The following is an 18,574-nucleotide window of genomic DNA, read 5'->3' as shown; positions in this document are numbered from 1 at the left end:
GCCCCAGACCCTGGTAGTGAGCCTATTTAACTTGCACTTTTTGCCGTCTGGAATACTTGCAACAAGGCTTTCCACTCCCAATGCTAAAAAACCAACAGATGATAAGAAATAAGTAGGTCGGTGTGAATATTTATCATCAGGTTCAGGCAGGAGGCAGAAGGGAAGAGGGTTTTAGTTCACTTAACCTTTATCAACATAGTTTGGTTTTTTCCAGATGTTCTACTTATGCCGAAGTTTGCAAGTTAGGGCAGAACAAGTTCCTATCTCTGTATTCCGCGTTTTAGACCAAGCTTGAAAGATGAAGAAGCCCGTTTCAACGGGCTTTTATCTTATACCAATTCTCTGTAAACTTGCACTTAATAATTACTCTTTTACCGCTACCAGATGTATTCTCTACATAGTTTGTGTCTGTGGCAAGCAATAAAAGCTTTCAACTGAATCTCACACTGCCGATCGCTCCCAAATCCAATCAAGTAAAATCGGATTGACTAACTCTGGTGCTTCATCTTGGGGACAATGCCCAACTCCTTCTAAAGGAATAAACTTTTGCACCTGTGGGAAATTAGCTAATTCTCTACCTAACTTAATTGGTTCCCACGGATCAGCCGTTCCCCACAAGATAATCACCGGACACTGTAACAGTGGTAAAAGGTCTTCTGGTAATGGCCCTGTAGAATAAGAAGTAAAAGCAAGGAACACAGCAACAGCCCCCGGATCGCTTGCTGGTGAAGTCAGAATATCCACCAACTCATCTGTCACCATCTCAGCATTTGCATAAGCTTGCAGCAAAATCTTTCGTACTGTTTTCGGTTTGGCGAGTTGATTGAAAAAGAAATCACCAACTGGTTTGATAGATAACAGGCGTTGCAGTAGAGGCGCTCCGTAACGACGAGACAAAGGTAAAGTTATACGTTTGCGATCGTGCAACAGCCGTAAAGAACAGTTGAGCAATGCAACTCCCAAGGCAATATCTGGGTTGCTAACAGCTGCTTGCATGGCTACAATACAGCCAATAGAATTTCCAACTAAAAAAGCAGGTTCGCCAACAACTTCACGGCAAAAATCTGCTACTTGTTGTCCCCATGTTTCTAGAGTGTAGGTAATTTTTTCACCAGGTTGAGGTTTCGCAGAAGCGCCAAAACCAATCAAATCAATAGCATAAACTCGGCAATTTTGTGCCAACACGGGAATATTTTTCCGCCAATGCCACCAAGAAGCGCCAAATCCATGCACGAGGACAACAGGCGGCCCAGTGGTTCCTTGGGTTTGATAGCAGATAGGGAAATCTTGCCAAATCCAGGTTTTTGTAGAGGTAAATGCTGTTTTTGAACTTGAGGTTGTCATGGGAAATTTCAGGAATACAAGAGTAAAAGCCCGTCAGCAGTAAGGCGTAAGTAAAATTCTTTTGAATTTGAATAAAATTTATCAGATTTTCAAATAAAATCCTTTGGTCTAGTGATAACTTAGACATACACTAGAAAAGCTTCTAGGCTGATAGTTTTATCCAGGTAGAGAGTTTTCATCTTGTTGATGGAGGTAATTTTCTCACAACTTAGATTATGTCAGCATTAGGAAAATATTTTTGCCATTTTTTTAGATGTGAGTGAATTAGCATCAGTGCTAGATTCAGTAGATTCACAATTTACGATCGCTATTTTGGTCTATAACATTGTCAGAATATGAGGCATCGGCTAAGGGGTGGTTTGCAACTGGAAACTGACGCTGAATTTAACAACATTTTTCTTGTTCCTAGTTCTGCGAGCCAGACAATATGAATATACTAGAAACAATCGATACTCCCATCGGGAGCTATGCACCCGATTTTGAACTGCCAGGAATTGACGGTCAAGTACACCATCTTAGGCGTTATCTTGAGAAGTTCCGAGCAGTGGGCGTTATTTCCTTATGTAACCACTGTCCTTATGTAGAGTCCTATATAGGCAGGTTAAAAAACATTCAAGCCAAATTTGCCCCCAAAGGCTTCACACTAATTGGGATGAATGGTAGTGATGGTAATCATGAAACTAGGGCAAGCTTTGAAAATATGAAAGCTTTTGCCCAGCGTCACAATTTGAACTTTCCTTACCTGTGGGACTCGACGCAAGATGTAACCCAAAGTTTTGGTGCTACGAAAACACCAATGGCCTTTTTAATAGATGCCAATGGTATAGTCCGCTACAAAGGCAAAATTGACAATCATCCCCAAGATGCATCAGCAGAGGGAGAAGAATATTTAAGAACTGCGATCGCCTCTCTATTTCTTGGTCAGGCAATAGATGTACCACAAACAGAACCAGTAGGTACTACATTGATTTGGCGTAACTAGACATAGATAGTCCCTGTAACTGCTATCTTAAATTGGAGGCAATTGCAACTTTTTTGATAAAGCGTAACTTCATGGGAACGAATTACCGACGGGTTTTACTCAAACTGAGCGGTGAAGCCTTAATGGGCAACATGGGCTATGGCATTGATCCAGAAGTGGTCAAAGGAATAGCGCAAGAGGTAGCAGAGGTGATAGCCACTGGCGTTCAAATGGCCATCGTTGTTGGCGGCGGCAATATTTTTCGTGGCGTGAAAGCAGCGTCGGCGGGGATGGACAGGGCAACCGCTGACTATATTGGGATGATTGCCACGGTAATGAACGCCATGACGTTGCAAGATTCGCTAGAACACATAGGGGTGCAGACGCGGGTGCAAACTGCGATCGCTATGCAAGAATTAGCAGAACCATATATCCGTCGTCGTGCCATCCGTCATCTTGAAAAAGGGCGGGTGGTAATTTTTGGGGCTGGTTCTGGAAATCCCTTCTTTACTACTGATACTACTGCGGCACTTAGAGCAGCAGAAATTGATGCGGAAGTGATTTTTAAAGCCACCAAAGTAGACGGGGTATATGATGCTGATCCTGAGATTTATCCTAACGCCAAGCGTTACAATAGCCTTACCTACGCGCATGTTTTAGCCAAAGATTTGCGGGTGATGGATAGTACTGCGATCGCCTTGTGTAAAGAAAATAATATCCCAATTCTGGTATTTGACCTAACGGTGCGAGGTAACATCCACCGAGCAGTCTTGGGAGAATCCATCGGTACCCTTGTGGGAGGTTCTTGTGATATTAGCTGAAATATTAGCTGACGCTAAAAGTAAAATGCAAAGTTCTGTTGAGTCAACTCAACGAGCTTTTAACACGATTCGCACTGGCCGCGCCAATGCGAGTCTATTAGATAAGGTATTAGTGGACTATTACGGTTCGCCTACATCTTTAAAATCACTGGCAAATATTAGTACGCCAGATGCCTCGACAATTCTGATTCAGCCCTACGAGCGCAACACCCTAAACATTATTGAGAAGGCGATTTCTCTTTCAGATGTGGGTTTAACCCCCAGCAATGATGGTTCTGTAATTCGGCTGAATATTCCGCCTTTGACAAGCGATCGCCGAAAAGAATTCGTCAAAATGGCTACCAAGTACGCTGAAGAGGGCCGTGTTGCTATTCGCAACATCCGCCGCGATGCCATAGACTCGATTCGCAAGCAGGAGAAAGCCTCTGAAATCTCCAAAGATGAATCAAAAGACCAACAAGACAATTTGCAAAAACTAACAAATGAGTATACTGCCAAAATAGACGCACTTTTGGCAGAAAAAGAAAAAGACATTACGACTGTTTAAAGTCTAAAGTCTGAAGCATAAAGGCTGAAGGATGATGGTAAAATTCTTCAGCCTTTATCATTTTTTAGGTATCTCACAAAAATTAAACAAGTAAGTAGACATAAATAATTAAAGTAGGGGCAATTAATGAATTGTGCCCCGAATCAAGAGAAAATCAACTAATTCAGGAGCCAAAATTCAGCCTTATGTATGACTGCATCATCGTCGGCGCTGGGCCAGCTGGTGGAACAGCTGCATATCATTTAGCCAAGCAAGGTCGCTCAGTATTAGTCTTAGAAAAAGAATCCTTACCAAGATATAAACCTTGTGGTGGTGGTGTATCTCCAGCGATCGCTCAATGGTTTGACTTTGATTTTAGCCCAGCAATCTCTGTAAAAGCTGACTCCTTTCGCTTTACCTGGAAATTAGGCGACCCAGTGGAAGCAAAAATAGGCACAGAAGAACCAGTCTGGATGGTGCGACGAGATATTTTTGACCATTTCCTAGTGCAGCAAGCACAGAAGCAAGGGGCTGAACTGCGGGATAATACTGAAGTAACAGGTATTGAATTTAAAGGTGATTACTGGCAAGTTAACACAGCCAATGAGCCAATTACAGGTCGCTACTTAATCGCGGCTGATGGTGCTAAAGGGCTAATGGCAAAATGGTTAGGCTTCAAAGAACGTAAACGCCGTTTAGCAGCAGCTTTGGAAGCAGAGGTTTCCACCACTGTGAAAGACAAATCCACAATTCACATTGAGTTGGGCTTGGTGAAAAATGGCTACATTTGGAACTTCCCGAAAGCGGATGGTTATTCCATTGGTATTGGTACGTTTGGCGGTGGCGAACCCCAGGATTTTAAGAAGATTTTAGATGAATATGCGCGATCGTTTAATCTAGATATCACAACCAGCAAGAAGTATGGTTATCCCCTTTGCTTGTGGGATGGAAAGCAAAAGTTACATACCCAAAATGCTGTTTTGGCTGGCGAAGCTGCTTGTGTAGTTTATCCTATGACAGCAGAAGGCATTCGTCCTTCAATTTTTAGTGGCTTGATTGCAGCAGGAGCCATTAATGAGGCCCTTTCTGGTGACATCAACGCTTTAGAAAAATATAGTGAAGCTATTAATGAAGAATGGGGTACTGAGATGGCTTGGGCACAAAAATTAGCTGGAGCATTCTATCGCTTTCCTGGTATTGGCTACAAAGTTGGTGTTAAGCATCCCTCTGCTGCCAAAATCATGGGTCAAATTATGTGTGGGGAACTGCGCTATAGCGATGTTACCGATCGCGCCCTCAAGCGTTTAATTCCTAGCTTTGGAAGTTAGTAAATAGTTGTAGGTGGGTTCCTTGATGCTCTCACCTTTTTGACGAAACGTGAATTCAACGGATCTCTTTGCTGCCTTGAACTTTTAGTTATAGTCTATCCCTCTACAAGCCGGGGCTACGGTGTACACACAAGTCAGATCCAGTTTTAGTTTTATCCCAATACGCTTGGCATAAGCCAAAAAGGCCTCATGTAGAGACGCGATTTATAGCGTCTAAAAGACTGATACGTTAGAGAGAAGCGATAAATCGCCCTTCTGAGAGAATGTACTCGTCAATTATTCATTGACAGACTAGATTGTGCATGACTTAACCAAGACCCATAAGACATTTAACACCAAATTAAAAATACCTAGATAAAAGCCAAATACTTATTCCAGTTCCCAGTACACAACTAATTCCCGCCAAACCCGCTAGGGGTTTTTTATTCTTACCTGTGAACAAATCAGAGACTTTACCTGTGTAAGTAATTAATTCTGCTGTATCTAGGGTTGCGATCGCCCATACCCATCCTGCGTGTAGTCCCCAGGCTAAACCCAAATTGTTGCGATCGGCAAAACGTGCCAACACCAACACCATTCCCATCAGCCACAATCCAGGGAGTTGTGGTGCAGTTTCACGTTGCTCCCAAACTAGATGTAGCAAGGCAAAAATCAAGCTAGAAATTGCTGCTGCTACCCAAACTGGATAATCTTGTGCTAATTCAGTGAACAGAAAACCCCGAAAAACTAACTCTTCTATCCCACCGACTAACAATGCTATCAAGAAAATCGGTAGCAAGATGGGTAATAGTAACTTGAAATTCGTTTTTTCAAAAGAACACCAACCTAATCCGAATTGCCCACTAAATACAATCCCTAGGCTTACCACTCCCAAAGCGAAACCTAATGCTAAAGAACCAAAATTTGAAAGATTCCCAACAAAGCCGTAATCCGAAAAAGATTTATTGGTAAGCCAACTAACTCCCCACAGAATCAGGGGAGCTAATAGGTAAAGTGACAGCAATAATGGCATTTTTTGCTGTGGCTGCAAAGGTTTAGGGGGTTGCCAATTGAGCAATATTGCTGATACTGCTGCGACTGGCAACCAACAAACTATCCAGCAAACAAAAAATGCCATTACTATAACTAGTGCTGGTGCATTTTGCATAAATGCTAGTAAGGCGTTGACCGAAGGCTCAAAAAAAGTTATCAAAAAAAACACGATAGACTTCTTGCACTATAGATTTCTTGCTGATTTATCAAGAATCTACTAAATTTGGCAAATTCTGCAAGGGGTCTAATCGTATTTTTTATCTGGAACAAAATTTTTTCAATAGAGTTAGCAGTTTGCTATTGAGGTAAGGACAAGTTATCATACCTGATACTTATCCTTACCATCAGCAAATTTACTCTTCGTCTTCCAAATCTTCGTCCGATTCGTCGGAGTCTATATCTGGTGAGGTCAGTTTTTTATCACTTTCACCAAGTTGAATCAAGTGAATATGCTTGTATCCCAACCTAATTTCAAACTCATCTCCAGACTTTAAGCCCATTGCTTTGGTATATGTGGCACCAATCACAATCTGACCATTTTGATGGACACTAACCCGATATGTCGGTTCACGACCACGACCATCTTTAGGTGCTTCTGGACTTAGAGGAATTCCTCTAGCCGATAGCAAAGCGTCATAAAAATCGGTGAGATTGACACGAACCTGGTTATTCTTAGTAACAGTGTAATAGCCACACTGTTTAGCTCTTTCTCGGCGTGGCAAAGTGGAAAGTTCTTTTACTTTCGCAAGTAGTGCTTTTCCAGTTAATGGCGCGGTTGCAGTTTCAGTCATTATGCTCAAATTTTCCTTACTCTCTCCAAGCTGATAAATGATGTAGTCTCATGCCAGCATTTGGCTTTTTAGCATGTGCATAGAGCTACTTAGGACTCTAGTGTTACGGGTGAATCACTGCCGATAGGAGACAAAAGCACTTCATATTATGGTTGTCTACAACCAATTAGAGGTCATAGTTGCCATAGAAATTAATTTTGCTGATTTCACGGCACTTTTAACCATTATTCGCCATCAGAAATGAAATTATTTTCTCTTTTGGCGCTACTGTAGCGGTGTAACTTTCAGCCACCTTTACAAATGGGGTTGGCTCTACTCCAAATAAGTCGTAGACCCAATAAATTGCAGGTTTTTCACTTTCAGTGCTTGCCCTTCTCGCTAATGAGTAGGTAGAGTTTTCTCTACTCATCCTCTCAAGCTTAGGACAGCATAGTATTTCAATAGAGTCCTACGGGCTTATGCCCTTTGTCCTGCCAGTAGAGACGCGAATTTTCTTGTCTCTACATTACGAATCAACAAAGCAGTAGTAGCCGCGCTGATACGGCTATTGATTCTGGTTTTGTGAGTTCGTAATTTTATATTAAATACTAGCATGGACTAATAATAGCAAAATAGTTGTTTAATTTTGAATTAAAGTTGCTGGTAAATTTTTATTTAAATTTCTGGACTTAAAGGTTGGAAAAAGCCGTGACGATTTTCCTAACCCTTTATTGCATTATAAAAATTTATCTAATTTAGATGAGCAGTTTTGACCAATTAGTTAAATCCAAGATTTTCTTGATTGAGAGGCTGCAAAAATCTCAAAGTCTCGCCTATCCGGGATTCTTCGATGCGCGAGACTTTTATTTGAAAGTGGTGAGGATTTTTCTTCGGTTTATTACGGTAAGCTCAAAAGCACTCAGAGGATTTTCTACGTCTGTCTATGGGAAGAATAAATCTCTTAACATCCGCCTAGCACTTAATTGCCACTACTATATATTGAAGATGTGCTTTTACACTTCTATATAATCAAAAAATTTTGTCAAGCGTTAGCGAAGGCGGAATTTTTCAGCTAGGATTGCTTGACTCAAGTTGATATGAAGACCTGTTGCTAACGGTAACTGCATTTACCTTGGATATGATCGCTAGACCAAAGATAAACCTGAGTCCCTTTCTAAGTAAAGCCCTTTCCTTTACATTCTCAAACGACTAAATTCAATGTCAAGCGACCATTACATTTTTGGCGTTTTATGTCAGAATTTGACACAAATTTTGCCTACAGCGCTGCTAAAAGTAAAATTTTAATGGTTATCCTTAAACTAGAATCAGTTTCTCTTTAATCGTCAGCCTATTAACACCAGGCTTTGAATTGAGGGCAAAAAAAGTATAGCTCACTTTTCGTAACTACCAGCCTTGACTCATGATTGTTAAGGCTGGTGAAGCAATTTTAAAATTTTGGTTAGTAGTCATGGAAGTTATTTTTAAGGTCATTCGGCAGCAACAAAATTCCTCCCCTATTGTGCAAACCTATCTTGTAGAGGCAGAACCAGGTAATACAATCCTGGATTGCCTCAATCATATTAAGTGGGAGCAAGATGGAACGTTGGCATTTCGCAAAAATTGCCGTAATACGATTTGTGGTAGCTGTGCTATGCGAATTAATGGGCGTTCGGCTTTAGCTTGTAAGGAAAATGTTGGTAGTGAACTTGCTAGATTACAACAAATACCATCATCCCAAAGTAAAGTAAATGTCATTCCTGAAATCACGATCGCACCCCTCGGCAATATGCCCGTGATTAAAGATTTGGTTGTAGATATGAGCAGTTTCTGGAATAATTTAGAGGCAGTTGCTCCTTATGTGAGTACAGCAGCACGACAAGTACCAGAAAGAGAGTTTTTGCAAACACCACAAGAGCGATCGCGTCTCGATCAAACTGGTAACTGTATTATGTGCGGTGCTTGTTACTCAGAATGCAACGCCCGTGAAGTTAATCCAGATTTTGTTGGGCCTCATGCCCTTGCCAAAGCTTACCGGATGGTAGAAGACTCCCGCGATAGCGATACCGAGAATCGCTTAGAAAGCTACAACGAAGGTACTAAAGGCGTATGGGGTTGTACTCGTTGTTTATACTGCGATTCAGTTTGTCCAATGGAAGTTGCACCATTAGAACAAATCACCAAAATTAAACAAGAAATTCTTACCCACAAAGAAGCCAGCGATAGTCGCTCAATTCGTCACCGGAAAGTTTTGATAGATTTAGTTAAAGAAGGTGGTTGGATTGATGAACGTCAATTTGGTTTACAAGTAGTCGGTAATTACTTTCAGGATTTAAAAGGATTACTCAGTCTTGCACCCCTCGGTTTGCGGATGCTCCTGCGAGGTAAATTTCCCTTATCCTTTGAACCTTCTGAAGGGACAGAACAAGTGCGATCGCTCATTGAATCTGTGCAACAAGTTGAAGGGGATAGGGAGTAGGGAATAGGGAATAGGGAATAGGAAGTGGAGATAAAGGGACAAGAGAACAAGAGGGAATTATTGAAGGAGTCTTTCCCTTATTTCGTCTAAATGTCCTATTCCCCATTCCCAATTCCCAATTCCCCATTCCCTATTTTTCAACGTGGTTCTTGAGGTATATTCAACGGTCGCCCATAACGGTCATAGACTAAAACATCCCACTGCCCGTTGTTACTCGACTCAAAAGCAATCCTGCTACCATCAGCGCTAATTGTAGGGTTGCGGACTTCAGCTTGTAGGTTACTAGTTAAATTTCGTGATTGGCGTGTTTCCCGCTCGTAGAGAAAAATAGCCGATCGCCCCTGGCGGCTAGCCACAAACACAATATAACGACCATCTTGTGAAACGCTAGGATGATTTGCGATCGCATCAAGGGAGTTTAAACCCGGCAAATCAACCAAATCACGAGTCACTGTATCAAACATATAAACATCTTGGCTACCGCGTCGGTCAGTAATAAAAACAATGTATCTTCCAGAAATTTGGGGGTTTAATTCTGACGCTAAACTATTGAGACTCCGACCCCCCGGATCAAAGGGATAACTCAAAAGGCGAGGGTAGCCAAAACACCCAGTTAATAAACTTAAGCAGAAAAATACAGGTATAAAAAAAACACGTTTCATATAATTAGTTATTAGTTATTAGTCAATAGTCTCACAACTACTAACTCCTAACTCTTGTACAGATGCGATTAATCGCGTCTCTAACTCCTACGGAGGTGAACCTACGGTTGCACCATTAGGAATATCTAACTCAATATTTGGCCCTCGGTCTAGGACTTCAATATCCCACTGACCACGGCTGGCGGTTTCAAAAACAACATAACGTCCATCTGGGCTGATATTTGGTTTTCTGATCCAGCCGCGATATGTTGGTGTAACGATTTGCGACTGTTGCGTAGCGCGATCGTAAAGCGCCACCACCGGTCTACCTTGGTCACTAGTAAGATAAGCAATATAACGCCCGGTGTAGCTCAAGCTAGGACTTTCGGCAATTGTCTCTGCTCGGTTTATGCCCGGTGTGCCAATAAACTGTTGCCTCTCTAAATCGAAAACTAATAGCTGTTGATTACCATTTCGATTAGATACAAACGCTAAAAAGCGCCCATTTCCACTCAAAGCAGGTTGCTCCTCGGTGTAGCGACTGTTGAGGGAAGTAGGCCCTATGGGAATATTGTTAGAACCACAAGATGCAAGCAAACCTGTTAAACCAAAAACCAGGCTCCAATGAATTGGTCTTTGGAGCCAAAATATAGGCGTAAATTTTTCCACCTCAACTGTTTTCCGTTGCCTTTAAACCTATTTCCACGCCAACTGTTTTAAACATCGTCATCAAAATCAGTCGAATTATCTGGCCCCTGATTTGGCTTTTCAATCGGGTTGTACGGTACATAATCAGTTGGGATCGCCTCATCATCTTCGCGCGGTCTTCGAGAAGCTGAGTCTGTGGGTGGACGACGCCTTCTTGGTCTAGGAGCAACATCATCTTCCCGGCTTTCTGGACGTTGAGAACCGTTATTATTACGGCGAGAAGGTTTTCTGACTTCCCCTCCCGAACTTTCCCAATCATCAACTTGCCTAGATGAACCCCAATTTTCATCTTCAGAGGTTTCAGAAGGGCGATTCACAGGACGGCCAGAAGTCCGCCGCCGCGTTTTGTCAGTTGGAGCTTGTCTTTCACTACTGCTGCTGTTGCGGCGTTCTGAACGACGGGGTGGTTGCTCTTCGTAGTAGTTATCACGAGTGGAAATTTCATCCCTGCTACCCTGAATCCGGCGACGCGGGGGGCGTTCTTCCTCGTCTTCATAAGGCAATGGATCTAAGTCTGCATCCATTTCAGCTTGATACTTTCTGCGATCGTTGTAGGAATAGCGATCGCTAACCGGTCGATCTTCATCCACAATGGGAGTGTTACGCTTTGCTTGCTGGGTAGCTATACTCCGCAGGCGAATACTTTCAACTGCAAAAAATACAGTTGTGCCAACTAAAAGCAGTTGACCAAATTGCAGAATCGGGTCTAGCCGCCATCCTTGAAACACAAGAATAAAGCCGCAGAGCAAACCAACTGCCGCAAAAAAGATATCTTGATCCCGTGACAATTCTGGACGCACAGTGCGGAGAAAATACAGTGCTGCCCCAGCCACAGCCAGGAAAATCCCTAGAATACTGGCTGAATTTGCCCCAAAATTTACCTGAGCCAGAAAACTGGCTGAGTTCAGCCCAAAATTTATCATTGCTGTTTTCCCAATATCAAATCTATGTTAGCGAGTCACAATTAAAATCACTACTGTAATTAGGCACGATAAATATTGAAGCTTCAAAGCCTCTGGCAAAGAAGCTCTGAAGCTGTTCACCGAAAAATTAAAAAACCCTATGTCTGTAAGCTACAACTGCTTCTAGCGGCAAATACTGCTGCTTGTAGTGCAATTATAAATAGCTGACAGACAATCGGTTGTGAGAGTTCAATTAACTCTCATAAGCATTATGAACGCTGAATTTTATCTTTTTGGCTAATGAAAATTAGACCAACTGTAACGGGAATCACAACAATTGCAGTACCCCATAGCAGGCTCCAAAGAAAATTTGCTAAAGAAGGCGTCATACTTCTAAACCTTTTTTTACACACTTCATCCTAATTTTAATAGTGTATTACTTTCTTGAGAAGCCTCTAACTCGAACTGCTAAACTTGGTAACTGCTGTGAGCGAGTTTACTTTTTTATTCCAGAAGAAAGTCACAGCATTTGGTTAAAATGATCATGAGAGTGCTTTACAAAGCTTAAAGTTTTTGTGGCGTTCGCAAAGCGCGGCTTGCCGTTCGCCGAAGTTTTCTTTCTTTACAGTATAGATAGTACCTTAAACCGATGACTGGTGTTGACCTGACTGCTTGGATTCTTGGCCCTGTGTTAGGGGTGATGACATTTTTATTTATATTTCGGATAATTCTCACTTGGTATCCGCAAGTGAATCTGAATCGTTTGCCCTTTAACTTAATAGCTTGGCCTACCGAACCATTTTTAGTGCCATTGCGAAAACTGGTACAACCTATAGGCGGAGTGGACATTACACCTATTATTTGGGTTGGTATCTTCAGCCTGCTAAGAGAAATATTACTAGGTCAGCAAGGATTGCTGACTATGGCATCTCGTGTGAATTAGGGAATTGGGAATTGGGAATTGGGAAAACTCTTCCCCAGTCCTAGTTCCCAGCCCCCAGTTCCCAATCCCTTACCCGTTCATCTCCTGGACAAAATTTGTATAGACATTACCCTGCAAAAATTGTGGAGTTTCCATGATTTTTTGATGAAACCCAATAGTGGTAGGCAGTCCAGTAATTGCACATTCCCGGAGTGCGCGTTTCATGCGGTTAATAGCAGTGGGTCGGTCTGGGGCCCAAACAATTAACTTGCCAATTAAGGAATCGTAATAAGGCGGGATTTGGTAATCTGTGTAAACGTGAGAATCAATCCTAACACCAGGGCCTCCAGGGGGGAGATAGCCACTAATCCTTCCAGGAGAAGGGCGAAAGTCATGATCTGGGTCTTCAGCGTTGATGCGGCACTCAATTGAATGACCCCGCAAAACTACTTGTTCCTGGGTAAGCTTAAGTCTTTCTCCTTGAGCAATCCGAATTTGTTCGGCAACTAAGTCTATTCCAGTAATCATCTCCGTTACAGGATGTTCCACTTGAATCCGGGTGTTCATTTCCATAAAGTAGAATTTACCGGATCTATCCAAAAGAAACTCGATAGTACCCGCCCCACTGTAATTAATGAATTGGGCAGCTTTGACAGCAGCGTGCCCCATTTTCTCACGTAGGTCTTGGTCGAGAGCCGGACTGGGAGCTTCTTCTAGTAGTTTTTGGTTCCGGCGCTGAATTGAGCAATCCCGTTCACCCAAGTGGATAACATTACCGTAGTTATCCGCCAAAATTTGGAATTCGATGTGGCGAGGACGTTCAATAAATTTTTCGATGTAAACGCCAGAATTCCCAAAAGCTGCTCCTGCTTCTCCTTGCGCTGCCAAGAAAAGTTTGACAAATTCATCTTCAGAACGAACTAGGCGCATACCTCGCCCACCGCCACCTGCTGTGGCTTTAATCATCACTGGATAGCCGATTTCCTTGGCGAATTTTAATCCTTCTTCCTCGGATTCTACTAACCCCTCACTACCTGGTACTGTGGGGACTCCAGCTTTTTGCATGGTTTCTTTGGCAGTGGATTTATCGCCCATCAGCTTGATAGCTTCTGGAGTTGGGCCGATAAAAGCAATATGATGATCGGCACAGATTTCCGCAAACCGGGCATTTTCTGCCAAAAAGCCATAACCTGGGTGAATAGCAGTCGCATTGCGCGTCAATGCAGCAGCAATAATATTGGGAATATTCAAATAACTTTTACTGCTAGCAGGTTCGCCAATGCAAACCGCTTCATCAGCAAGTTGGACGTGGAGAGCATTCCGGTCAACGGTGGAGTGAACCGCAACTGTCGCAATTCCCATTTCTTCACAGGCGCGGAGAATGCGAAGGGCGATTTCTCCCCGATTGGCAATTAATATTTTGTCAAACTTCATTTTTTAGTTTCGATATCATTACCAGTAGATTCACATTTTCTCTGATCCAACTTGAAACGAGGCTTCCGCATTATTTCAAATTATCACAGGAGATTCGCCACCCTGACTCTAAGCAAACTCGCATATTGTAGGTTTGCTGCCTCTACGGGTTTTACTAGACTAACAACATTGCTGCTGTAAGTCTTGGCTAGCTTACCAAACTGGGTTTTTGCGATACGCCATCGCACCGTTCCTCCCACAGTCGCTCTACCCTTTTTAATATCACTTGTGCAGATGCCAAATTTCTGTCAGTCTGATACCGCCTTGAAGAAATTTATATTTTTGAGAAATATAACTTTAGATATCACCTTACTATAATTATTTTCTTATGCTATAGTCTATCTTTAGACAAGCCGTGCGGATGTGGCGGAATTGGTATACGCGCACGCTTGAGGTGCGTGTGGGCTATGCCCTTGCGAGTTCGAGTCTCACCATCCGCATATTTTGTTGATTAGTCAAGGGTCAATAGTCAATGGTCAATAGACCTGAGACTGTTGACCCTTAAATCTTGGTATAGCTCTGGTTTTTTATGCTTTTATAGAGATACGTGAAGTTTTGTAAAAAGCATTGAGTATTACTTTTACGCCGACAAACAACTTAACACAGCCAGCAGCTTGGCATCGCCTCACTCCAATTTGGCAAGGAGGGGAGGAAGTAATTCAAAAAAGTTTACCTCACACTCAGCTAGCACCTGCTTGGCAACTCATGCTTTTGGGTGACGGCTCTCCAACACGTCACCTAGAATTGCTTACAGGTGAGCCTGTAGAAGTAGATGTCATTGATATGTCATTGATTGGCATGGATTTGGATGCTGCACCTGATTTAATCCAAGCTGTTCCAGGTTCGCGACTACGGCGACAAGTGTGGCTGCGGACTGCTTCTGGTCAACGATTAGCTTATGCTACCTCGTGGTGGGAAGCTAGTCATGTAGATGAGTATTTGCAAAATCGCTCATTACCAATTTGGGCGAGTTTAGCTCGTCTCCGCACAGAGTTGTATCGGGATGTTCGAGGGATTTATTATGGTGACTCATCGGCGCTAGAGTCGGGTTTTGACGTAACTGGGCCTTTTTGGGGTCGCCACTACTTGTTTTGGCATCATGGACAGCCACTAACGTTAATTTATGAAGTTTTTTCGCCTTATTTAACTAAATATTTGGGAGCTATGCAATTGAATTCCCAAAATCGGTAAAAAGCCTGCGATCGCTATTGAGAAATACAATGAGGTTATCAAAGGATGGTTGAATATTGTAGCGATCGCATCTGGTAGTAAATTCCCCAAGATCAACCATGATTCAACTTAAAACCCAACTCACCCTCGAAGAATTTCTCGCACTTCCCGAAGGAGATATTACCTACGAACTCATTGATGGAGAAGCTGTTCCCAAATTCAAAAACGATGAGATAGCAACAAAATTTTTTCATAGTTCTATAACAGGTGCATTATTTATACTATTGTCTGCATGGGCCCAAGGAAAGGGGCGGGTTGTAATTGAATGGGCAATTAAGCTAAAACGAAATCAACAAGACTGGGTTCCTGTAGCAGATTTGACTTATATTTCTTATAACCGTTTTTCTGCTGATTGGTTGCAAGATGAGGCTTGTCCCGTTGCACCCGAATTAGTCATTGAAATTATCTCCCCTGGTCAAACTTTCGGAGAAATGACCGAAAAAGCCACTGATTATCTAAAAGCTAAAGTTCAACGAGTTTGGATTATTGATTCTAGAGCAAAAACTATTACTATTTTTTATCCTGATATTCTCCCTCAAACCAAACGTGGTACTGAGAGTTTAGAAGATTCCTTATTTGAAGGGTTGCAAATTACACCTCAAGAAATTTTCCAACAAGCAAGAATTTCCTACTGATGTTAGCAACAAAGACACGAGGAAAGGTTTAATGAATACTGTTGTGCTAAATCTAGAACCAATTGCTCATTTAAGCGATGAGCAATTTTATCAATTATGTATTGCCAATCGTGATTTAAGCCTGGAAATGAATGCAGCTGGAGAATTAATAATTATGCCACCAGTTGGAGGAGAAAGCGGAAATCAAGAAGCAGATTTAATTACAGACTTAAATAATTGGAATCGTCAAGCTAAATTAGGGAAAGTTTTTAGTTCTTCAACTATCTTTATACTTCCAAATGGTGCAAAACGTTCTCCTGATGCTGCTTGGGTAAAATTGGAGCGCTGGGAAGCTTTAACACCAGAACAACGAAAAAAATTTCCGCCACTTGTACCCGACTTTGTGATTGAACTGCGATCGGAGACAGACCGACTGTCACAGATTCAAGAGAAAATGCAGGAATATATCAAAAATGGCCTGCGTTTGGGTTGGCTGATTAATCCTCAAGATCGTCAAGTTGAAATTTACCGACTTTTGAAAGCTGTAGAAGTTGTGCAAATGCCGGTGATTGTTTCTGGAGAGGATATATTACCTGGATTTGAGTTGCAATTATAGGTTGTCCCAAAAAATATTGCAGTCATTATGTAGTGCGATGGCGTACCAGGCCATCATAGGCGATCGCTACCGAGCAAAGCCAAATAGCTTAAATTCACTTGCAGCTTTGTCCAGTTAGTTATATTCTCTAATTGCTTGGAATCACAGATTTACTTGCGGAAATCTCCGAATGAGGCATTAATCTTAGGGAAACGTCCTACGAAATTCAACAAAGCGTGTTAAAAATGATAACTGAATCAAAAACACAGCTTTTGAAAGACTAGGGAAGATTGATTACCGAAGTATCATCAACATTTAGGGTGGAAAATTTAATCTAATTAGCTGTCCTAAAGAATGGTTAAACCAGTTGGTGTACTTAACTAATCAAGCAAGTAATAAGTTTGCAAGTATAAGGTATAGGTTTCGATGGCACCGCCTCTTGTGTCTGTTCCAATGAAGAAAAATAAGAAACCCTCTCTGGTGCTGACGCTCTCGGCTGCTGGGCTATTAATTGGTGCAGGGAGTGTCGCATACTGGTTGTTAAGCCAGAGACAAATATCTTCCAGTGATTTGCTCGTAGGTGCAAATATTATTCCTGGTGATGCACTGTTTGCGGTTTCTCTAACCACAGATCCCCAGCAATGGCAGAAATTGCGGGAGTTTGGGACAAGAGAAACCCAAGCAGAACTGGACAGAAATTTAGTAGAATTGCGCGATCGCTTTCTCACTAATAATGGTTACGACTTCCAGAAAGATATTGCCCCTTGGGTAGGCAATGACGTTACAATCGCAATTCTTGCCCCAGCAACAGCAAGCAAAGCTGTACCCAAACCGGTTACCACTAATGAAGATGCTGCCAGCGATCAGCAGTCGATGGTAATGGTATTACCAGTAAAAAATCCAGAAATCGCCAAAAATATTTGGGCACAACCCAAAACCCTTAAACAAGGCAAATGGATTGACCGTATTTATCAAGGGATCGCCATTAAACAAAGTGAGGGGCAAACAGGGGAAAACTTATCAGCAGCATTGCTAGATGGGCGTTTTTTAGTCATAACTGATAGTCCCAAAGCCACAGAACGAGCGATCGATGCCTACAAAAATCAAACATCTCTAGCAACAACAGGGGGCTTTGCTGAGAATTTTCCGAAAATTTCCAATTACCAACGCTTTGGCCAGTTTTACGTCAATGTGCCAACAGCGGCTAAAATAGCCGCTGCTTCTCCAAACCGCCCTTTACCTGCTCAAGTTTTAGCTCAACTGCAAAATAACCAAGGTTTAGCAGGGACAATGACTTTAGAGACAGAAGGAATCCGCTTCAAGGGTGTTTCTTGGCTAAATCCTAATAGTCAACGTGTGCTAGCGGTGGAAAATAAAGCTGGGAAAATGCAAAGCCGCGTACCAGCAGAAACCTTAATGATGCTTTCGGGAGGAAACTTACAGAGGTTGTGGGGAGATTACGTTTTAACATCTCAAAGAAATCCCCTCTCACCGATCGCACCAGAACAACTCAGAGGTGGGATAAAATCTCTTACCACTCTAGATTTAGATAAGGATTTGCTCAGTTGGATGAAAGGCGAGTTTTCCTTATCAGTGATTCCTAATACTCCCAAAGAAGGTTCATCAAACGATTTTCGTGCGGGTTTGGTGTTCATGGTACAAGCTAGCAATGCCGGCGGGAAAAGCCTACGCAATTCAGCCGAAGCATCCATAAAACAATTGGATGATGTGATGAGAAATCAATACCAATTCCAAGTGCAACCTGCAAAAGTTGCAGGGCAACCTGTTGTCAACTGGGTTTCACCTTATGGTACTTTAACTGCCACCCACGGTTGGTTAGATGGAGATGTGGCTTTTTTAGTAGTGGGCGCTCCCATCACTGATAAAATTGTTCCCAAGCCCAATAACACACTAGCTAGCACGATCCCATTCCAACAAACAGTTCCTACAGAACCAAATCCAACAAATGGTCAATTTTTTCTGGATGTGGAACGAACTGTGAACAATTTCCCTTTACCAACTCTAATTCCCAATCAACAAACTTTGCTAGCTGCAACACGCTCGATTGGTATGACATCTGCTGTCAGCGACAATCGTAGTAACCTCTACGACATTTTTATAGCACTCAAAAAAGTTAGTAATACGACTTCCTTGCCTAGTCCAGAAAGCAATAAGAATAACTCTACTAGATAGGAGAGTGAAAAATAGGGAGTGGAGAGACAAGGAGAATA

The 18,574-nt window shown here is 42.3% G+C and carries 19 protein-coding genes and 1 tRNA gene; 11 read left to right on the top strand and 9 right to left on the bottom strand.

Features of this window, described 5'->3' with window-relative positions; all coding sequences use genetic code 11:
* Nucleotides 1-441: 441 nt before the first annotated feature.
* Nucleotides 442-1,344, bottom strand: coding sequence for an alpha/beta fold hydrolase (locus GNF10_RS18105; protein WP_185584133.1), 903 nt, complete (start codon nucleotides 1,342-1,344; stop codon nucleotides 442-444).
* A 427-nt stretch (nucleotides 1,345-1,771) separates the two neighbouring features.
* Here GNF10_RS18105 and GNF10_RS18100 point away from each other — a divergent pair, with 427 nt between their 5' ends.
* The 4 genes from GNF10_RS18100 to GNF10_RS18085 all read left to right on the top strand — a co-directional run bounded on the left by GNF10_RS18100 (nucleotide 1,772) and on the right by GNF10_RS18085 (nucleotide 4,980).
* Nucleotides 1,772-2,326, top strand: a complete 555-nt coding sequence (locus GNF10_RS18100) for a thioredoxin family protein (protein ID WP_185584131.1) — start codon at nucleotides 1,772-1,774, stop codon at nucleotides 2,324-2,326.
* A gap of 71 nt (nucleotides 2,327-2,397) precedes the next feature.
* The gene (pyrH, locus tag GNF10_RS18095) at nucleotides 2,398-3,126 is read left to right on the top strand and encodes a UMP kinase (protein ID WP_012412364.1); all 729 of its coding nucleotides are present in this window, start codon (nucleotides 2,398-2,400) and stop codon (nucleotides 3,124-3,126) included.
* Between the two features lie 25 nt (nucleotides 3,127-3,151).
* On the top strand, nucleotides 3,152-3,673 hold the full coding sequence (gene frr, locus GNF10_RS18090) for a ribosome recycling factor (protein WP_221643323.1): 522 nt from the start codon (nucleotides 3,152-3,154) through the stop codon (nucleotides 3,671-3,673).
* Between the two features lie 185 nt (nucleotides 3,674-3,858).
* Entirely contained in the window at nucleotides 3,859-4,980 is a 1,122-nt protein-coding gene (locus GNF10_RS18085; RefSeq protein WP_185584128.1) for a geranylgeranyl reductase family protein, read from the top strand.
* 340 nt (nucleotides 4,981-5,320) lie between these two features.
* Here the strand turns inward: GNF10_RS18085 and GNF10_RS18080 are convergent, their stop codons facing one another.
* Together GNF10_RS18080 and GNF10_RS18075 are read right to left on the bottom strand one after the other, a co-directional pair.
* Nucleotides 5,321-6,127, bottom strand: coding sequence for a CPBP family intramembrane glutamic endopeptidase (locus tag GNF10_RS18080; RefSeq protein WP_185584135.1), 807 nt, complete (start codon nucleotides 6,125-6,127; stop codon nucleotides 5,321-5,323).
* Between the two features lie 238 nt (nucleotides 6,128-6,365).
* Nucleotides 6,366-6,803 (bottom strand): AbrB family transcriptional regulator, encoded by a 438-nt coding sequence (locus GNF10_RS18075; protein ID WP_012412178.1) that lies wholly within the window; start codon nucleotides 6,801-6,803, stop codon nucleotides 6,366-6,368.
* Between the two features lie 1,447 nt (nucleotides 6,804-8,250).
* Here GNF10_RS18075 and GNF10_RS18070 point away from each other — a divergent pair.
* Nucleotides 8,251-9,258, top strand: a complete 1,008-nt coding sequence (locus tag GNF10_RS18070) for a succinate dehydrogenase/fumarate reductase iron-sulfur subunit (RefSeq protein ID WP_185580403.1) — start codon at nucleotides 8,251-8,253, stop codon at nucleotides 9,256-9,258.
* Nucleotides 9,259-9,395: 137 nt separating this feature from the next.
* Here the strand turns inward: GNF10_RS18070 and GNF10_RS18065 are convergent, their stop codons facing one another.
* The 4 genes from GNF10_RS18065 to psbX form a co-directional block, all read right to left on the bottom strand.
* Nucleotides 9,396-9,920, bottom strand: a complete 525-nt coding sequence (locus tag GNF10_RS18065; RefSeq protein WP_185580402.1) for a PD40 domain-containing protein — start codon at nucleotides 9,918-9,920, stop codon at nucleotides 9,396-9,398.
* Nucleotides 9,921-10,007: 87 nt separating this feature from the next.
* Complete coding sequence (locus GNF10_RS18060; RefSeq protein WP_185580401.1) at nucleotides 10,008-10,568, bottom strand: PD40 domain-containing protein; 561 nt, start codon at nucleotides 10,566-10,568, stop codon at nucleotides 10,008-10,010.
* A 47-nt stretch (nucleotides 10,569-10,615) separates the two neighbouring features.
* Nucleotides 10,616-11,530: a Ycf66 family protein gene (locus GNF10_RS18055; protein WP_185580400.1), complete on the bottom strand. Its 915-nt coding sequence runs from the start codon at nucleotides 11,528-11,530 to the stop codon at nucleotides 10,616-10,618.
* 248 nt (nucleotides 11,531-11,778) lie between these two features.
* On the bottom strand, nucleotides 11,779-11,898 hold the full coding sequence (psbX, locus tag GNF10_RS18050) for a photosystem II reaction center X protein (protein WP_012412183.1): 120 nt from the start codon (nucleotides 11,896-11,898) through the stop codon (nucleotides 11,779-11,781).
* A gap of 260 nt (nucleotides 11,899-12,158) precedes the next feature.
* Here psbX and GNF10_RS18045 point away from each other — a divergent pair, with 260 nt between their 5' ends.
* A complete protein-coding gene (locus GNF10_RS18045) occupies nucleotides 12,159-12,452 on the top strand; it encodes a YggT family protein (RefSeq protein WP_094341548.1) in 294 nt (97 codons plus the stop codon).
* 69 nt (nucleotides 12,453-12,521) lie between these two features.
* Here GNF10_RS18045 and accC read toward each other — a convergent pair whose 3' ends face one another.
* On the bottom strand, nucleotides 12,522-13,865 hold the full coding sequence (gene accC / locus GNF10_RS18040) for an acetyl-CoA carboxylase biotin carboxylase subunit (RefSeq protein ID WP_185580399.1): 1,344 nt from the start codon (nucleotides 13,863-13,865) through the stop codon (nucleotides 12,522-12,524).
* Between the two features lie 396 nt (nucleotides 13,866-14,261).
* Between accC and GNF10_RS18035 the strand changes: the two genes are divergently transcribed.
* A tRNA-Leu gene (locus GNF10_RS18035) sits at nucleotides 14,262-14,344 on the top strand.
* 127 nt (nucleotides 14,345-14,471) lie between these two features.
* Complete coding sequence (locus GNF10_RS18030; protein ID WP_185580398.1) at nucleotides 14,472-15,095, top strand: chorismate lyase; 624 nt, start codon at nucleotides 14,472-14,474, stop codon at nucleotides 15,093-15,095.
* On the opposite strand, the gene GNF10_RS38650 is transcribed toward GNF10_RS18030, so the two are convergent.
* Nucleotides 15,067-15,195, bottom strand: a complete 129-nt coding sequence (locus GNF10_RS38650; protein WP_260445812.1) for a hypothetical protein — start codon at nucleotides 15,193-15,195, stop codon at nucleotides 15,067-15,069. The genes GNF10_RS18030 and GNF10_RS38650 overlap by 29 nt on opposite strands.
* Between GNF10_RS38650 and GNF10_RS18025 the strand changes: the two genes are divergently transcribed.
* From GNF10_RS18025 to GNF10_RS18015, 3 genes are all read left to right on the top strand, one after another.
* Nucleotides 15,194-15,769, top strand: a complete 576-nt coding sequence (locus GNF10_RS18025; protein WP_185580397.1) for a Uma2 family endonuclease — start codon at nucleotides 15,194-15,196, stop codon at nucleotides 15,767-15,769. The two genes, GNF10_RS38650 and GNF10_RS18025, sit on opposite strands and share 2 nt — an antisense overlap.
* Nucleotides 15,770-15,800: 31 nt before the next feature.
* On the top strand, nucleotides 15,801-16,364 hold the full coding sequence (locus GNF10_RS18020) for a Uma2 family endonuclease (RefSeq protein WP_185580396.1): 564 nt from the start codon (nucleotides 15,801-15,803) through the stop codon (nucleotides 16,362-16,364).
* A gap of 405 nt (nucleotides 16,365-16,769) precedes the next feature.
* Nucleotides 16,770-18,536, top strand: coding sequence for a DUF3352 domain-containing protein (locus tag GNF10_RS18015; RefSeq protein ID WP_185580395.1), 1,767 nt, complete (start codon nucleotides 16,770-16,772; stop codon nucleotides 18,534-18,536).
* Nucleotides 18,537-18,574: the final 38 nt, after the last annotated feature.

It is taken from the genome of Nostoc sp. UCD121, from assembly GCF_014222285.1.
GTDB lineage: Bacteria > Cyanobacteriota > Cyanobacteriia > Cyanobacteriales > Nostocaceae > Nostoc.
Note: the sequence above shows the minus strand (reverse complement) of the source record. Positions and strands in the feature narration are given on the sequence as shown.

Excerpts from the sequence above, each read along its gene's own strand:
- pyrH (WP_012412364.1), top strand. The coding sequence starts at position 2,398 with ATGGGAACGAATTACCGACGGGTTTTACTCAAACTGAGCGGTGAAGCC.
- GNF10_RS18065 (WP_185580402.1), bottom strand. The coding sequence starts at position 9,920 with ATGAAACGTGTTTTTTTTATACCTGTATTTTTCTGCTTAAGTTTATTA.
- GNF10_RS18085 (WP_185584128.1), top strand. The coding sequence starts at position 3,859 with ATGTATGACTGCATCATCGTCGGCGCTGGGCCAGCTGGTGGAACAGCT.
- psbX (WP_012412183.1), bottom strand. The coding sequence starts at position 11,898 with ATGACGCCTTCTTTAGCAAATTTTCTTTGGAGCCTGCTATGGGGTACT.
- GNF10_RS18055 (WP_185580400.1), bottom strand. The coding sequence starts at position 11,530 with ATGATAAATTTTGGGCTGAACTCAGCCAGTTTTCTGGCTCAGGTAAAT.
- GNF10_RS18045 (WP_094341548.1), top strand. The coding sequence starts at position 12,159 with ATGACTGGTGTTGACCTGACTGCTTGGATTCTTGGCCCTGTGTTAGGG.
- GNF10_RS18025 (WP_185580397.1), top strand. The coding sequence starts at position 15,194 with ATGATTCAACTTAAAACCCAACTCACCCTCGAAGAATTTCTCGCACTT.
- GNF10_RS18105 (WP_185584133.1), bottom strand. The coding sequence starts at position 1,344 with ATGACAACCTCAAGTTCAAAAACAGCATTTACCTCTACAAAAACCTGG.
- accC (WP_185580399.1), bottom strand. The coding sequence starts at position 13,865 with ATGAAGTTTGACAAAATATTAATTGCCAATCGGGGAGAAATCGCCCTT.
- GNF10_RS18070 (WP_185580403.1), top strand. The coding sequence starts at position 8,251 with ATGGAAGTTATTTTTAAGGTCATTCGGCAGCAACAAAATTCCTCCCCT.
- frr (WP_221643323.1), top strand. The coding sequence starts at position 3,152 with ATGCAAAGTTCTGTTGAGTCAACTCAACGAGCTTTTAACACGATTCGC.
- GNF10_RS18015 (WP_185580395.1), top strand. The coding sequence starts at position 16,770 with ATGGCACCGCCTCTTGTGTCTGTTCCAATGAAGAAAAATAAGAAACCC.
- GNF10_RS18080 (WP_185584135.1), bottom strand. The coding sequence starts at position 6,127 with ATGCAAAATGCACCAGCACTAGTTATAGTAATGGCATTTTTTGTTTGC.
- GNF10_RS38650 (WP_260445812.1), bottom strand. The coding sequence starts at position 15,195 with ATGGTTGATCTTGGGGAATTTACTACCAGATGCGATCGCTACAATATT.
- GNF10_RS18020 (WP_185580396.1), top strand. The coding sequence starts at position 15,801 with ATGAATACTGTTGTGCTAAATCTAGAACCAATTGCTCATTTAAGCGAT.
- GNF10_RS18100 (WP_185584131.1), top strand. The coding sequence starts at position 1,772 with ATGAATATACTAGAAACAATCGATACTCCCATCGGGAGCTATGCACCC.
- GNF10_RS18075 (WP_012412178.1), bottom strand. The coding sequence starts at position 6,803 with ATGACTGAAACTGCAACCGCGCCATTAACTGGAAAAGCACTACTTGCG.